Here is a 15,885-nt window from a genome sequence, read left to right as displayed (position 1 = left end):
CTGCTTTCAGGACTTGGGCTTATAGGCGATGCAGTCGATCTCGACCTTGCAGTCCACCATCATCGAGGCCTGAACGCAGGCGCGCGCCGGCGGATGTTCGCCGAAATAGCTCTGGTAGATGCGATTGAAGGTCCAGAAGTCGCGCGGATCATCCAGCCACACGCCGCAACGCACGACATGCTCGACGCCGTAGCCTGCTTCGTGCAGAATAGCGATCACATTCTCGATGGTCTTGTGAGTCTGTTCGATGATGCCACCGGAGATGATCTCGCCATTTTCCATGGCCACCTGACCGGAAACGTGCAGCCAGCCATCGGCCTCGACCGCGCGTGCAAAAGGAAGTGTCTGTCCACCTGCGCCGGATTTTTCAGCGCCATATCGTTTGATGCTCATGGGATTGGCCTTGCAAATTATTTTCGTTATTCATTGACAAGTGACCATAGAAAACGGATTTTTGCCAGAGATTTTTGGTCATCATGAAAATAATTTAGATATGGAGCCCTCGATGCGTGATCCCTTCAGAAACCCGTTTCCTGCCTCGGATGCGGCGCGACACGCCATTTGGGAGATGTTGGTTCCGCGCGATATCGATGCATTTCTGGCCGCGGACTGGTCAATGGTGGCAGATGACTTCGTGGAAGACGGTTTCATCGGCATCAGCGGCAATCGCGAACCGAATCCCGACAAGTGGACGCTGGCCTTCCCCAATCTTCCCGCCTACCGCGACGAGTGGCTGAAACAGGCACGCGAGTTTGCAGAAGGTAGTTACGGCGAAGACCCACGGACGGCAATTTTCACCACGACGACCCTGGAAGAGATCGAGATTTCTGACGAAACGGCGTTGGTGCGCAAAAAATTCGACGGCAGCATCAAGAAGGCTGATGGCTCGACCGATGTGATGAAGTGGCAGACACTCTATTATTGCCGCCTGCATGAAGGTCGCTGGAAGATTTCCGGCTTCACCGGTTATCTGCCGAATCCAATGGGCCAGTAAACGTCCTGCCCTTCAGCAAAAAAGGCCCAAGCCCTTGCGCATCTTTACCGCGGCTCTCGCCACTGAGACCAATACTTTCGCGCCGATCTGCATCGACAGGCGGGCTTTCGAGGAATCGCTGTATGCACCGCCGGGCCAGCATCCCGTCACACCCACGCTTTGCACCGCTCCGATCACTGTCGGTCGCACGGTCTGCGCCGCCAAAGGCTGGACGCTGATCGAAGGAACGGCGGCATGGGCGGACCCGGCGGGCCTCATCAACCGTCAGGCCTTCGAGAGCCTGCGGGATGAAATTCTCGATCAGTTGCGCGCGGCAATGCCCGTCGATGCAGTGGTGCTTGGCCTCCATGGCGCGATGGTTGCGGATGGATACCTCGACCCGGAAGGCGATCTTTTGGCGCGCGTCCGCGAGATCGTCGGGCCCGATATTCTGGTCTGCGCCGAGCTCGATCCGCACAGCCACCTGACGAGCAAGCGCGTCGATGCCGTGAACTTCTTCGTCGTCTTCAAGGAGTTTCCGCATACGGACTTCGTCGACCGCGCTGAGGATCTGTGGCGGATCGCGGTGGATACGCTGGAGGGGCGCGTCAAACCGGTCATGTCCGTGTTCGATTGCCGCATGATCGACGTGTTCCCGACGTCCCGCGAGCCGATGCGCAGCATCGTCGATCGGATGATGGCGACAGAGAAGCAGGACCCGGAAGTACTATCGCTGTCCGTTATCCATGGCTTCATGGCGGGCGATGTGCCGGAGATGGGAACGAAGACCATCGCGGTGACCGATGGCAATGCGGCCAAGGGCGTGGCGCTGGCGCGTTCCATCGGGCTTGAGCTCTTCGACAAGCGCGGCACCTTCATGATGCCGCAGATCGGTGAGGCCGAGGCTGTGTCGCTTGCGATGAAAGCGGATACCTCAACCGGTCCGGTGGTGATCGCAGACGTGTGGGACAATCCAGGCGGCGGTACGGCGGGCGATGCAACGGTGCTGCTGCGTGAATTGATGGCCCAAGGCGCTACAAGCGTCGCTGCCGGTCTCGTGTGGGATCCAATTGCCGTCCAAATCTGCATGGCGGCAGGCGAGGGGGCTGAAATTCCGTTGCGCTTCGGGGCGAAATCCGCACCCAATACCGGCGATCCCATCGATGCCCTAGTTAAGGTCGTGAAGGTTGTGCCCAATGCCGAGATGAAGTTTGGAGACAGCATCGCGCCGTTCGGTGATGCTGCCCATATCCACTTCGACGGGATCGACGTGATTTTGGGGACGGTGCGGGTTCAAAGCTATGACCCGTCTCTCTTCACGGCCCTCGATATCGATCCGCTGTCGAGGAAGATCCTGTTGATCAAATCGACCAACCACTTTTATGCCGCCTTTTCCAAGATCGCGTCGCAGATCCTTTATTGCTCGGCTGGGAAACCCTATCCCAACGACCCGGCGACCAATCCTTATCGCCGCGTCAGGCGGGATATTTGGCCGATCGTGCAGGACCCGCATGGACATAAGGCGGCGTGAACGGTCACCGATGGTCGTGAGAGCTCGCGGATGCTCTCTCGGCATCTATCGAATGAGCACATAGTATAAGGGCGCTTCCTTCAACCGAGGAAACGCCCTTAAACTTTATCTGCGCTTCAAGCCGCCTCGTAACGGAGGTCAGGCCAGAACGGGCAGCTCCTGTGTCTTCCAATCGATACGACGTTCCAGCGCGTTGCCATCGCCATCGAAGAGGTGGCAGTCCGCGCCGTTGATGGCAACCGAGACGGGCTGCTCGACTGCAACAGGCGCCGAGCCCGAAAGAAGAGCGCACCACTGCTGGCCCGTAGAAAGCGTCGAATAGGAAATGGTGTTGATGCCGAGACGCTCGATAACGCCTGGCACTGTCGTAATGGTCATGTCGCCGGTGCCGAGGCTCAAATGTTCCGGACGTATGCCGAGGGTCAGCGTATCGCCTGCACGCACGTTTCCACGCGCGACAGGCACGGTCAGTTGCTTGCCTTCGTAGGCGATGGTCACGCCGGTGTCGGAAGCTTCCACACAGGTCACGGGCAGGAAGTTCATCTTGGGGTTGCCGATGAAGCCTGCGACGAAGAGATTGTCCGGCTTGTGGTAAAGCTGCAGCGGCGAGCCGACCTGCGCGATGCTGCCGGCATTGAGAACCACGATACGGTCGGCCATGGTCATGGCTTCCACCTGGTCGTGGGTCACGTAAATCATCGTCGCTTTCAGCTGCCGGTGAAGCTTGGTGAGTTCGATGCGCATGTCGGAGCGAAGTGCTGCATCAAGGTTGGACAGGGGCTCGTCGAACAGGAAGATTTTCGGTTCGCGCACGATCGCGCGGCCAATAGCAACGCGCTGGCGCTGGCCACCAGACAGCATGCCGGGGCGCTGCTCGAGGCGATGCTCAAGCTGCAGGATCTTGGCGACCGCGTGGACCTTTTCGCGGAGCTTGTCTTCCGCCATCTTCTCGACGCGCAGCGGGAAGGCGATGTTCTCGAAGACGGTCATGTGAGGGTAAAGTGCGTAGGACTGGAAGACCATGGCGATGCCACGCTCGACCGGCGGCTTTTCGTTGACGCGGATACCATCAATGACGATATCGCCGTCGCTGATCGATTCCAGGCCTGCAATCATGCGCAGCAGCGTTGATTTTCCGCAGCCGGATGGGCCGACGAAAACGACGAATTCTCCGTGCGGAACATTGAGTTGCACGCCTTTGAGGACTTCAAAGTCGCCGTAGAATTTTTGAACGTTGTTGAGATGAAGCTGACCCACGATCGTCTCCAGAGGGCCGTTTGCACCCGGTGCATTCGGCAGCGCTGTTTGGTGTACCGCAAGGCTGTTCGTCACATGCGGTGGTGTCGAAGGGGACGTTTGAGAGAACGCCCCCTTCGGTTCGATATTACTTGTACTGCTCGAGGTCGGCCGACGCCTTCTTCAGCGCGGCTTCAGGCTCAGCCTTGCCGGTGACGACAGACTGGACCATCTCGATCATGGTGTTCTGGAAGCCCTTGTAGTCGGTGAAGAGCGGCTCAGGACCACCATAGGTGATGCCTTCGATCAGAGGCTTCCAGTAAGGATCCTTTGCAACGAATTCATCAACCTTTGCAGAAGGACGCAGAGGCGTCAGGCCGGCATCGCCCTGAAGCTCATACTCGCCCTGCGGACCGGGAGAGGTGATGAACTTGGCAAATTCGATCGCCTTGTCTTCCACGCCCGAACCCTTGAAGATGGCAAGGCTGTCGGTGATGAGCAGCGTGCCCGGACCCTTGGCCGATGGGCCAAGCGGAAGCGTTGCGATGCCCCAGTTGATGCCGGTCTTCTGCAGACGCGAAGCGGCACCCGAGCCAGCCTGGATCATGCCGACCTTGCCGTCGAGGAAGATCGCGCGGATTTCGTTCTGCTCGTAAGCAGTTGCGCCTTCGACGGAATAGGGGGTGATGTCCTTGTAAGCCTTCAGAGCGGCCAGCACTTCAGGGCTGTCCATGACGATCTTGTCGCCATCGATGACCTTGCCGTTGTTGGTGTAAACCCAGTGCATGAACTGGTGCATGGTGTTGTCGAAGGTCTTGGCAGGCAGGCCGTAACCGGCAATACCCGTCTTTTCCTTGATCTGCTTGGCGAAAGCGATTTCTTCCGCCCAGGTCTTCGGTGGCGTTTCAGGATCGAGACCTGCCTTCTTGAACAGATCCTTGTTCCAGTAGAGAGCCTTGGTGGAGAAAGCGACCGGAACGCCCCACTGTTGATCATCAATGGTGACGGTATCGACGATGTGCGGATAGTAGGACTTCTTTTCCTCGTCCGTCATCGGAACGGGAACGATCATGTCGTTTTCGGAGAACTGCTTCAGCGTGCGCGAGCCGACATAGGCCATGGCGGCTGGAGAGCCGGATGCAGCAAGCGTCGTTGCCTTGTCCTGGCACTGTTCCCAGCCCACGACTTCCGGCTTGACGGTCCAGCCCGCGTTCTTGCCTTCCCATTCCTTGATGTATTTTTCATGGATCGGGTCGATCTTGTCGCCGCAATAGATCCAGGAAATTTCCTTGTCGGCGGCGTGTGCAGACATGGCGCCCAGTGCTGTCGAAGCAGCAAGGCTCAGCGCGTAGAGGGTAAACTTGAATTTGGTATTCACGGTCAGTCTCCCATTCTCTGGTGGTTATCTTATTGTTTCACCGCGCCTGCGGTCAGTCCGCTGACGAGATAGCGTTGCAGGAAGAAGATCACGATCATCGCCGGGGCAATGCCGACGAAACTTGCGGCCATGAGTTCGTTCCAGATGACCTCCTGGCGGCCGAAATAGGCAAACAGGCCGACCGGCAGAGGCATGTATTCCGTTTTTGAGTTGAAGGTCAGTGCGTAGATGAACTGTTGCGCGTAAGAACCGATGAACGTCGTGATCGCGACCACCACGATGCCGGGCATTGCGATTGGGATGATCACGCGGCGTAGGGTGTAAAAGTAGCTGGCACCATCGACATAGGCTGCTTCATCCAGCTCACGCGGGATGCGCATCATATAGGTTCGCAGCAACCAGATAGCGGACGGGATGAGGAAGGCCACGCCCGGCACGATCATGGCGAGATATGTATTGAGAACGCCGATCGAGCGCATCAAGCGGAAGAGCGGGATGAGCAGGACCGCGCCGGAGAACATGTTGACGGCGAGAAAGGCGCCGAGCAACAGACCGCTGCCGCGAAACTCGAAGCGAGCAAAGGCATAGGCGGCGGGGATGACAAGTGCCAACACGACGGCCGTGACGATGCCGGAGATAAAGAACGAGTTGAAAATGTACCGGGCAAAACCCGGTACGCTCACCCACATCGTCCGGTAAGCTTCGAAAGAGCCATTTTCTGGCCAGAAGCGATAGGGTGACGAGAAGAGCTGGCTGAGCGGCTTCAGCGACACCAGAAAACCTTCGACAAAGGGCGACAGCACGAAGATCAGGAACAGCGCGATGCCGCAATAGATCGCGAGGATTTCGTACCACTTGTAGCGGTTGATCAGTGCGGGAGGAGGTGTCATCGCTTGTCTCCGGCAGAAAGCTTGCTGACAATGCGGAAGTAGGCAAGGCAGAAGATGGACAGGAAAATGCAGATCAACACGGCGCGGGCAGCACCCTCACCATACTTATAAGAGCCGATGGCGGTCTTGTAGGTATCGATGATCATCGTCGTTGTTTCGCCGTTCGGGCCACCGCGGGTCAAGATCCAGATGATGTCGAAGGAGTTGAAGGTCGAGATCAGCGACAGCATCGACATGGTGATCATAGAAGGCACGAGAAGCGGCAGCGTGATGCGGCGGAAACGATAGAAGCGTCCGGCACCATCAACCCAGGCGGCTTCGTAAAGATCCTGCGGAACGGCCTGCATGGCGGCGAGAAGGTAGAGCGTCACCATCGGCACGCCGATCCACACATCGGTGATCACGGTTGCCCAGAACGCGGTGGAGCCCTGCGCCAGAAAGGCAACCGGTCCATCGACCAGACCGGTGCGCTGGAGCATGCCGGAAATCATGCCGAACTGGCCATTATACATCCAGCCCCACATGAAGATGCCAATTGCCATGGGGACGATCCAAGGCGGCATTGTCAGAATGCGGAAGATTGCACGGCCTGGTACTGCGGCATTCAGCATGGTCGCGCCAAAGGTGCCGATAATCATCTTGATGGCGACCGAGAAGAACGTCCAGATGAAGGTACGGATAATGACTTCCGCAAAAGTAGCGTTGAAAATCTTGTCGTAGTTGGCCCAGCCAACCCAGTTGGTGGTCTTCTTCAGCGATGCGTCGGTAAAGGACAGAATAAACGTATCGACAAGCGGGTAGGCGACAATTGCGAGAACATAGAGGAGGGCTGGCGCTAAAAGCAGCCAGGCAAAGAAAACGGCGCTTCGTCTGGTGTCCATGATCACCCTTTCATCAGGCGGAGCGCTTTTGCGCGTCTTCGGTGCCGTGAAGGCAAGCGTCGTACTTTGCCCAGACTGGCGCCAGATCGACCACCTTGCGGGCAGCACGCGCCTCGTCCATGGCAATCGCCAGGATGCCGGCTTCGATTGCGTCGAGCGCCGAAACCGGTAGGGCAGCGCCTGTCGTGACATGGGCAAAGACATCGGTGGCCATCTGCTCGTCCGCGCCGTAATGGTGCGATTTTACCGATGGGGCCTGATAGGTGTTGCCGATCAGCTTGGCGCTGTCATGGGCGCGGTGAACGTCGAGGAAGCCACGGACGAAATCGCCTTCCGCCATGCCTTTCGCGCCGACGACGCAGAAGCGGCGGAACTCGTCCGGCACGTTGAGGTTCGTGTGGAAGGCCAGCGACGCACCATTTTCATATTCGACGATGGCGGTCTGGAAATCGATGATGTCGCCATCGCTGTCGAACACCTTGTCGGCACCCATCCAGCCGCTTGGCTTGCGGAAATAAATATCAAGATCGTTGACGCCGCTATTCTGTGGGGCGTTTTTCGGCACGAAACTACGGCGTCCGCCGAAGCTCGAAACATAGCGCGGGCGCACACCCATCACGCCGTTATAAAGGTCGAGGTCGTGGCAGCACTTTTCCAGCATGAAGCCGCCCGCTAGCTTGTCGTAACGGCGCCAGTCGCGCATGAAGAAGGCGCCATGATAGGGTGCAATATGCTCGGAGGCTTCGATCGAGGCGATATCGCCGAGAAGCCCTTGAGCCTGTGCCTGCCGCAGATCGCGGTAAAGCGGTGAGTAACGAAGGACGAGACCGACCATCAGACGGTCCTGGCCGTACTGGTTCAGAAGCCGCGCGAGTTCGAAGCTTTCTTCGATGGTTGTGACGATCGGCTTTTCGGTGAACACCGTCAGGCCCGCTTCCAGACCGATGCGAATATGCTCTAAGTGGAAAGTATTGGGGGAGCCGATCATGAGCAGATCGAAGGTTTCCTTCGCGATCATCTCCTCGGGTGTTTCGTAAGCGTGGCCAGCCGAAATATTCTCTGCCTCCAGCTGCTTCATGCCCGCTGGTTCGGGGTCGACATGGGCGACGATCTCAAAATCAGGATCGATTTCCGTAAAGACCTGGCCAAGATAGCCAAGGCGGAATCCGAGTCCGATTATTGCGACTTTCATGGCTTTGCAGCTCCCCTTTTCGTAATTTATTTTCGTAGCCTGTTGCAAATTTCCGATATGGTCAACCGGAAAAACCGCAATCGAGTGTGGCTATGAAAATAATTTTCACGCGCTGAATGTTCTTCTTTGTCTCCCGCTTTTTGGGCGTGGAGGATAAACGTCTAAACACTGGAGTCTTGGGTATTTCCCCTCGCCAGCCACTTTCGGTTTTCCGCAGGCCGGTCGTCGTTGTTAATAACTAATACCAAAAAAATACCTTCTGTCTATAGTGGAACAAAAATTTGTTTCGAAGCAGCCGTGGAATATATGTTCGGCGTTGAAATCACTGGTATTTTGGCATTTATCGATTGATTGGTCCTGCATATTGCCAATGTGGCGTTGTATTGGTATCAGTTTTGGTATGGTGTTTGAGAGGCGATTTCTGCTGTAGGTGGCGGACCATCTCCCCATGCAAAGATCGGAGAGGCGCAATGGACGGTGTTTTGCCGTTTGGTGAATTGCAGGCATTACGGGGCGGGCCGCTTTACCAGAAGTTGCGCCGCTTGATCGAGGATGCCGTATCCAATGGGCGATTGAAGCACGGCGATGCCCTGCCAGCCGAACGGGATATCGCCGATGCTGCAGCGATCAGCCGGGTGACCGTGCGAAAAGCGATCGACGAACTGGTCGAGCAGGGCATTCTGGTTCGGCGCCGCGGTTCTGGAACCTTCGTCGCCAAGCCGGTGCCGAAGATGCAGCAGCCTCTGACACGGTTGACGTCCTTTACCGAAGATATGCGTCGTCGTGGAATGGTGGCAGGATCGCGCTGGATCGAGCGCGGGCTCAAATTTCCCACAGCTGAGGAAACCATGATGCTCGGCCTTTCGGGCGGGGCTCGCGTTTCACGTATCCTTCGTTTGCGCACCGCCGACGATATGCCGATTGCGCTCGAGCGGACCAGCCTTCCGGACGACATTCTGCCCGAACCTGAGACGGTCGAAGACTCGCTTTATCTCGCGCTTGCGGCCCGCGACATTCGCCCGGTGCGCGCCAATCAGAGAATCTCCGCGGTGCTGCTGCGCGATGACGAAAGCGAGTTGCTGGAGGTTCCACCCGGTTCCGCAGCGCTTTCCGTGCAGCGTATCGCCTATCTCAATACCGGGCGCGTGATGGAAGTCTCCACTGCGCTTTATCGCAGCGACGCCTACGATCTCGTCGCAGAACTCACGATCGGCGCCTGATCAAAACCTTAGAGGCCATACTCATGACGACAATGATGCGACGCGAAATCGACGAAATCCCCCAGGCCGTGGCCCGGCTTCTGGATGCTGGGAAAGACGATATTTCGCGGGCAGGACGCGCTCTTGCGGCCCATGATCCGGCCGTTGTGGTCACCGTTGCTCGCGGCTCTTCCGACCATGCTGCCTATTTCCTGAAATATGCGATAGAGCTTGAACTCGGCCTTCCGGTCGCGTCTCTCGGCCCGTCATTGGCCTCGATCTACAAGGCGCCACTGCGCTTGGAGCGGGCTGCGGCCTTCGCGGTCTCCCAGTCGGGTGCGAGCCCGGATATCGTCTCGATGTTGGAAGGGGCGAAGGCGGGCGGCGCCTTGACCTTATCTCTGGTCAATACGACACCGTCTCCTCTCGCCGACACCGCCTCGATTGCCCTTAATATCCAGGCTGGACCGGAAATCGCTGTGGCAGCCACCAAGTCCTACGTCAATTCGATCGTCGCAGGACTGGCGGTTCTTTCCGAATGGAGCGGCTCGGACTCCTTGAAGAAGGCTGTGGCAGCGCTCCCAGACCAGCTCGATAAGGCGCTTGCGCTCGACTGGAGTGTGTTGGTGGAGCCGCTGGTCAAGGCTGAATCTCTTTACATGCTCGGCCGCGGCCCGGCACTTGCCATTGCGACGGAGGCGGCGCTGAAGTGCAAGGAAACCTGCGAGTTGCACGCCGAAGCCTATTCATCCGCTGAGGTGCTGCATGGTCCGGTTTCGCTGGTTGCCGAAAGCTTCCCGGTGATCGCCTTTGCTGCGCGTGACAAGGCGGAAGTCTCGATTGCCGAAACGGCATCGGGTCTCGTCGGCAAGAATGCCAATGTCTATCTGACGTCCGACAAGGGCAGGGGTGCCACCATTCTTCCCTTCGTAGAGACGGGTCACCCACTGACCGATGCCTTGGCCCTGATCGTTCCTTATTATGGCATGGTCGAAATGCTGTCGCGCGCGCGAGGCTTTGATCCCGACAAGCCCGCAGCTCTCAAGAAGGTGACGGAAACACGATGATTGGCTCATTCGCGCTGTGTGGCGGCCGGATTTTCGACGGGGCTGTCTTTCTGGATGGCCACGCGCTTGTTGTCGAAAACGGCCGGATCAAGGCCATTACGCCGGTGGCAGATCTATCGTCTTCCATCAAGCGTCGTGATGTGGCCGGTGGCCTCATCGTTCCAGGGTTCATCGATCTTCAGGTGAATGGCGGCGGCGGCGTATTGCTGAACAACCAGCCTGATCTCGACGGCATTCGCACGATCTGCTCGGCACACGCTTCCTACGGCACGACCGCCCTTCTGCCCACCCTGATTACCGATACGGTCGATATCCGGAGCAAGGCCGTTGCAGCGGGTATTGCTGCCTTTGCGGAAAAGGTACCAGGCTATCTCGGTCTCCATCTGGAGGGTCCGCATCTCTCGGTCGCCCGCAAGGGAACCCACGATCCCTCGTTGATCCGCCCACTTGAGAGCGACGATCTGCAATTCCTCGTGGAAAAAGCCGGTCACTTCGGCGAGGCTCTTATCACGCTAGCGCCCGAAAGTGTCTCGACCGCCGATGTCACCAAATTGGTTGAAGCCGGATATGTCGTCAGCCTTGGTCACACCAATGCCAAGGCGCAAGACATTTTGCCTTACGTGTCGGCCGGCGCCTCCATGGTCACGCATCTCTTCAATGCGATGAGCCAGATGGAAAATCGCGAGCCGGGTCTGGTTGGTGTGGCACTGGCCAATGGCCGCTTGTCCTGTGGCCTTATTGCGGATGGCTTCCATGTTGATCCGATCGTTATTCAGGTGGCGCTCGCTGCCAAGCAGGGACCGGGGCGGATATTCCTGGTCACCGACGCCATGTCGACCATCGGCACTGATCAGCAGGGTTTCCTCCTTAATGATCGTGAAGTGTTCCGTCGTGGCGGACGATTGACGCTTGCTGATGGTACGCTTGCGGGCGCCGATATCGATATGCTCTCTTGCGTGCGCTTTGCCCATGAGCATATCGGATTGCCTTTGACGGAAGCGTTGAATATGGCCTCGCTCTATCCGGCTGAGGCGATTGGCTGCGCCACCAAGGGCAGTCTCGCCGCCGGGATGGACGCCGACATGCTGGTACTGAAGCCGGATCTATCTTTGATGGCGACCTTCATCGGCGGCGCTTGCGTCTTCGGCGAAGATTTTTCAAAAGGGGCTGCGGCTTGATCGTCTGTTTCGATATTGGCGGCACCGCCATCAAGGGCGCTGGCGCCTGGGCTGTCGACGACATCCGCCCGGTTGCACGCCGGCAAACGCCGATCCATGATTTCGATGCCTTTGTCGATGTGTTGAGATCCGTGATCGAAGAAATCGGAGAGAGGCCGGACTGCGTCGCTCTGTCGATTGCAGGCGTCATCGACCCCGATACCGACCGTGCCAACATTGCCAATATTCCCTGCGCCCATGGACGTCTGTTGAAAGCAGACCTTGAGGCAGCGCTTGGGATTCCCGTGCTGATTGCCAATGATGCGGATTGCTGCGCGCTTGCGGAATATGGCGCAGGCGCAGGGCGTGGACATCGCGTCGTCTTCGGGGCCATTCTCGGCACGGGTGTCGGTGGTGGTCTCGTTGTGGATGGCAAGCTGATCAACAGCGCCGGCGGTTTTGCCGGGGAGTGGGGCCATGGCCCCGTTGCTGCCACGCGTGCCGGCAATCCCGCTGTGGAACTGCCGCGCTTTGCCTGCGGCTGCGGCCTCGATGGGTGTGTCGATGCCATTGGCAGCGCTCGCGGCATGGAGAAGCTTCACCGTCACCTGACCGGCACCGAGATGAAGGCGGAAGAGATCCTTGCTGCCTGGCAGGACGGCGATGAAAAAGCTGCGCGCACGATCGATATCTATATCGACATTCTCGCAGGACCCCTGTCGCTGGTCATCAACATGACCGGTGCGACCATCGTTCCGGTCGGCGGAGGCCTATCCAACTCGCTGCCGCTGATCGAGGCGCTCGATCACGCGGTGAGAGCGAGAATTCTCCGCAAATTCCAAAGACCGCTCGTGGTACAGGCTGAGTGTGCCATTGAGCCCGGTCTCGTCGGGGCGGCCGTGCTGGGACTGGCATTCGCTTCAAGTCGGTAGAGGCTCGGTCGCGCCAACGCCTTCTGCTCTATATTACGACGTACCAGTGGCAGCCTGAGCCTGGGTCATGGTGTTGTCTCCAACCCAGCGCGCTGCCGGCTCAATTCCGCCCAGAGGAAAGAGGTGGAGTTGCGATATCAGCGACGCCGGATTGTTCTCGACATAAGCCGTCAGCGCGTCCACCATCTCGGTCGGCTCATAGGGCATGAGCAATCGCGTCACGTCCAAAGCCCGCTTTTGCAGCACCTTCAATGAGGGGCCGACGCCGCAGGAGATGGCGGACTTGATCAGGGTCTGGAGTTTGGCCGGGCCCGCGATCCCCACATGGATTGGAAGACTGACGCCCGCCTCTGCAATTCGCTCCGCCCAAGTTGTGATCACCCCGGGCTCGAAACCGAACTGCGTGACGATCGCCATCTCGGCATCGGTCAGTCGAGAGAAGTCCGTTTTCCACTTCAAAGCGCTATCGACATTGCTGGTCGTGCCGTCCGGATCGATGTCACGGCTCCCTTCCGGATGGCCCGCCACATGCAGCCGCTGGAAACCATGCCGGTCGAAGAGACCGCTCTCCAGCAAGTGGATCGAGCTTTCGATCGTGCCGACCGGACGCGTCTCCCCGCCGCCCAGCAACAGGGCCTCGGTGACATCAGCCTCATTGCGATAAAGTTCTATCCAACTCTTCAGAGTGGCGATGTCGGGAATGCTGCGTGCGGGAAAATGCGGCATGACGGCGAACCCGTCCTGGCGTAGCCTTTTCGCCGTCGCGACCATGTCCTGGATCGATGTCCCGGTGATGTGGGCAATATAGACTCGTGTTCCAGGCGGCAGGAGCCTGGAAAAGTCAGTGATCTTCGCGGCGGTCTTCGGCGTCACCTCGATGGAATACGGATTGAGGAGAAAACTCAAATCTTTCGCGCCAAGCGCGCTCTTGTTCTTCGTCCGATCGGTAAACTTCAGTATTGCCATAAGCCGATTTTCTTTCCGCATGCCAAGCGCGATATTTAGAGCCGCAGCGATCTTCAATCCAGACCTAAAACTGGACAGCCGTGCGGTTACCCGGATCGATTTATTTGCTCTTTTTTATCCATTGCATCGAATCCTGCCGAACCATGTGAGGATATTTTTACTCTCTTGCTGAACAGTGGTGTTTCAAACTGCGACGTAACGAGACGCTAGAAGATAATTTTGACCTGATTTCTCTTTCATAAGAGGCCAAAGTGAGAGCCAGATGCTCTTGAGCACGGAAAGTGCGGATCATTTTGAGGCAGAAGCGCCAGCACGGCCGGCCAGAATTGTCTGGTATCAGTCGTTGTTCTGGAAGATCACCGTTTCGCTCGTGTCCAGTGTCGTGCTTGCCTATCTCGTTGGCGCTGCTGTCGGCTGGGTGATGGTCCAGCGGGACTCGCTTGACCAATGGCGTCGCGAGGCAGAACTGAACGCGCAGGTGACGAGTTCTGCGATCCGCACCATCTACACCTTTATCTCCATCGACAGTGATAGCAGCGGCCAGATCGTCAAGATCACCAGCGAGCGACCGCTGGGTGACGATGCCTCCATTTTGGATACGGGCTTCAATCCCGGGGACGTTCTGGCGCTTGCCGCTGCGCAAACCAAGAACAATGTCTGGATTTTTCAAAAGGACCCCGCTGGTCAGACCTTTACCAGTTCCGCCGACGCGCTGGGGGAGGTGGAGAATATCTCGCTGACATTGCCAGAAGGCACGGCGATGGATGCATTCTACGTCGGCTTTGCCGAGCTTGGTACGGTGCGGCACTTCATTGCTTTCGTTCCGGTGGTCGATCAGAATGGAAAGCTGCAGGGCAGTGTGGTCACGACGATCGGCGAGGCTTCCAAGCTTCTCGAAACACAAACGAAGCTTCTACAGAATTCGCTTGCGCTTCTGATCACCATTTTGCTCGTGACCGGCGGGGTCGTTGCACTTCTGATGCGCAAGGTCTTCATGCCGGTGCCGGCGCTGATTGAAGCACTCACCAAAATCGCCCATGACGACACGGCCTCGGTGACGCCGTTTCAACATCGCAAGGACGAGATCGGTCGCGTTGCCGTCGCGATCGAGAAGGTGCGCGAAGCCGTGGTCGAGCGGGAGAACCTGCGCCAGATCCGCGATGTGGCGAAACAGATGGAACATCTTGCCCATCACGATCCGCTGACCGGACTGCCAAACAGAGCCTTCTTCAGCAAGCGGCTGGAGAGCGAGATTGGGGAACTGGCAAATGGCCGACGGTTCAATGTCATGCTTCTCGATCTCGATCGCTTCAAGGCGGTCAATGATGTGTTGGGCCACGCGAGCGGCGATGCTCTTCTCGTATCCTTCGCAGAGCGCCTGCTGCAACTGATCGGGCCGCAGGACATGGTGGCTCGACTAGGCGGTGACGAGTTCGCGATCCTGCAGATCGTCCGTAAAAATGCGGTGCGTGAGGCCAGTCGCCTGGCGAAGGGTATCATCACGTCAGCATCACACCCGTTCATGTTGCTGGGCAAAGAGGCCTCCGTCGGGGCCAGCGTCGGTATTTCGATAGCGCCCCTTCACGGTCACGAGATGTCCGAACTGCTCAAACATGCCGATGTGGCGCTGTACTGCGCCAAGTCCGGCGGTCGCGGGAATTTCCAGTTCTTCGAACATGGCATGGAAATGTCGAAAGAACAGGACCACGAACTGCAGCAGGACCTCGACCTCGCGGTTCAGCGGGACGAATTCGTGCTGCACTACCAGCCGATCTTCTGCTTCTCCAATCCCGAGCCTGTCGGCTATGAAGCGCTGGTGCGCTGGCAGCACCCGGTTCGCGGCTGGGTGACACCCGACGACTTTATTCCGCTGGCCGAAAAGACCGGCCAGATCTGTGCGATCGGCGACTGGGTGTTGAAGCGGGCCTGCCAGGAAGCCATGCGATTGCCGAACGAGGCAACGGTGGCCGTCAACATCTCGGCGATCGAGTTACAGCAGGGCGATCTTGTCGAGAAGGTGCAAAGGGCGCTGAATGACAGCGGCTTGCCGCCATCTCGGCTCGAGATCGAGTTGACGGAAACGGTTCTGCTCTCCGGATCGGAGGCCATCACATGTCTGCAAGACATTCAGGCGCTTGGGGTCAGGATCGCGCTTGATGATTTCGGAACCGGCTATTCGAGCCTTGCTTATCTGACCAAACTACCGATCAGCAAGATCAAGATCGACCGCAGCTTCGTTGCCGACGTGATGACCAGCACCCAGAGCCTGGCAATCATTCAAGGTGTGATCCACATCGCCGCAGGACTTGGATTGAAAACGACGGCGGAGGGCGTGGAAACGCCAGAACAGCTTTCGCTGCTTCGTGCTGCCGGATGCGACCTGTTGCAGGGCTATTACCTTGGCCGCCCCATGCCACTTGCCGATATCGAGAGCCATTATCGTTCCGCACCCGCAAAGATGGTGCACCGCTAGGAGTAGAGAC

14 protein-coding genes are annotated in these 15,885 nt (G+C 57.9%); 7 read left to right on the top strand and 7 right to left on the bottom strand.

The window, feature by feature from the left end:
* Positions 1-6 precede the first annotated feature (6 nt).
* Entirely contained in the window at positions 7-393 is a 387-nt protein-coding gene (locus tag ACTJKV_RS16835; protein ID WP_062424125.1) for a RidA family protein, read from the bottom strand.
* 112 nt (positions 394-505) lie between these two features.
* Between ACTJKV_RS16835 and ACTJKV_RS16830 the strand changes: the two genes are divergently transcribed.
* Positions 506-994, top strand: coding sequence for a hypothetical protein (locus ACTJKV_RS16830; RefSeq protein ID WP_274101843.1), 489 nt, complete (start codon positions 506-508; stop codon positions 992-994).
* A gap of 34 nt (positions 995-1,028) precedes the next feature.
* The gene (locus tag ACTJKV_RS16825; RefSeq protein ID WP_274101422.1) at positions 1,029-2,504 is read left to right on the top strand and encodes a M81 family metallopeptidase; all 1,476 of its coding nucleotides are present in this window, start codon (positions 1,029-1,031) and stop codon (positions 2,502-2,504) included.
* Positions 2,505-2,642: 138 nt separating this feature from the next.
* Here ACTJKV_RS16825 and ACTJKV_RS16820 read toward each other — a convergent pair whose 3' ends face one another.
* The 5 genes from ACTJKV_RS16820 to ACTJKV_RS16800 form a co-directional block, all read right to left on the bottom strand.
* Entirely contained in the window at positions 2,643-3,761 is a 1,119-nt protein-coding gene (locus ACTJKV_RS16820; protein ID WP_274101421.1) for an ABC transporter ATP-binding protein, read from the bottom strand.
* 127 nt (positions 3,762-3,888) lie between these two features.
* Complete coding sequence (locus ACTJKV_RS16815) at positions 3,889-5,052, bottom strand: ABC transporter substrate-binding protein (protein ID WP_111847223.1); 1,164 nt, start codon at positions 5,050-5,052, stop codon at positions 3,889-3,891.
* Between the two features lie 95 nt (positions 5,053-5,147).
* Positions 5,148-6,008, bottom strand: coding sequence for a carbohydrate ABC transporter permease (locus ACTJKV_RS16810; RefSeq protein ID WP_062424129.1), 861 nt, complete (start codon positions 6,006-6,008; stop codon positions 5,148-5,150).
* Entirely contained in the window at positions 6,005-6,889 is an 885-nt protein-coding gene (locus ACTJKV_RS16805) for a carbohydrate ABC transporter permease (RefSeq protein WP_112954070.1), read from the bottom strand. The genes ACTJKV_RS16810 and ACTJKV_RS16805 overlap by 4 nt, the downstream gene beginning before the upstream one ends.
* Positions 6,890-6,902: 13 nt before the next feature.
* Positions 6,903-8,081, bottom strand: a complete 1,179-nt coding sequence (locus tag ACTJKV_RS16800; RefSeq protein ID WP_274101420.1) for a Gfo/Idh/MocA family protein — start codon at positions 8,079-8,081, stop codon at positions 6,903-6,905.
* A 470-nt stretch (positions 8,082-8,551) separates the two neighbouring features.
* Here ACTJKV_RS16800 and ACTJKV_RS16795 point away from each other — a divergent pair, with 470 nt between their 5' ends.
* Genes ACTJKV_RS16795 through ACTJKV_RS16780 form a run of 4 tightly spaced genes read left to right on the top strand, consistent with a single transcriptional unit; the run spans position 8,552 to position 12,436 of the window.
* Positions 8,552-9,301 carry a GntR family transcriptional regulator gene (locus tag ACTJKV_RS16795; protein WP_062424132.1) on the top strand — a complete coding sequence of 250 codons (750 nt, stop codon included), beginning with the start codon at positions 8,552-8,554 and terminating at the stop codon, positions 9,299-9,301.
* Between the two features lie 23 nt (positions 9,302-9,324).
* Positions 9,325-10,347: an SIS domain-containing protein gene (locus ACTJKV_RS16790; protein WP_274101419.1), complete on the top strand. Its 1,023-nt coding sequence runs from the start codon at positions 9,325-9,327 to the stop codon at positions 10,345-10,347.
* The gene (nagA, locus tag ACTJKV_RS16785) at positions 10,344-11,525 is read left to right on the top strand and encodes an N-acetylglucosamine-6-phosphate deacetylase (protein ID WP_274101418.1); all 1,182 of its coding nucleotides are present in this window, start codon (positions 10,344-10,346) and stop codon (positions 11,523-11,525) included. Before ACTJKV_RS16790 ends, nagA begins: the two co-directional genes overlap by 4 nt.
* The gene (locus ACTJKV_RS16780; protein ID WP_440599105.1) at positions 11,522-12,436 is read left to right on the top strand and encodes an ROK family protein; all 915 of its coding nucleotides are present in this window, start codon (positions 11,522-11,524) and stop codon (positions 12,434-12,436) included. The genes nagA and ACTJKV_RS16780 overlap by 4 nt, the downstream gene beginning before the upstream one ends.
* 33 nt (positions 12,437-12,469) lie before the next feature.
* On the opposite strand, the gene ACTJKV_RS16775 is transcribed toward ACTJKV_RS16780, so the two are convergent.
* The gene (locus tag ACTJKV_RS16775) at positions 12,470-13,402 is read right to left on the bottom strand and encodes a methylenetetrahydrofolate reductase (RefSeq protein WP_274101416.1); all 933 of its coding nucleotides are present in this window, start codon (positions 13,400-13,402) and stop codon (positions 12,470-12,472) included.
* 262 nt (positions 13,403-13,664) lie between these two features.
* Between ACTJKV_RS16775 and ACTJKV_RS16770 the strand changes: the two genes are divergently transcribed.
* Complete coding sequence (locus ACTJKV_RS16770; protein WP_274101415.1) at positions 13,665-15,875, top strand: putative bifunctional diguanylate cyclase/phosphodiesterase; 2,211 nt, start codon at positions 13,665-13,667, stop codon at positions 15,873-15,875.
* Positions 15,876-15,885: the final 10 nt, after the last annotated feature.

Source organism: Agrobacterium sp. 22117 (assembly GCF_052045735.1).
Taxonomy (GTDB): Bacteria; Pseudomonadota; Alphaproteobacteria; order Rhizobiales; family Rhizobiaceae; genus Agrobacterium; species Agrobacterium cavarae.
Note: the sequence above shows the minus strand (reverse complement) of the source record. Positions and strands in the feature narration are given on the sequence as shown.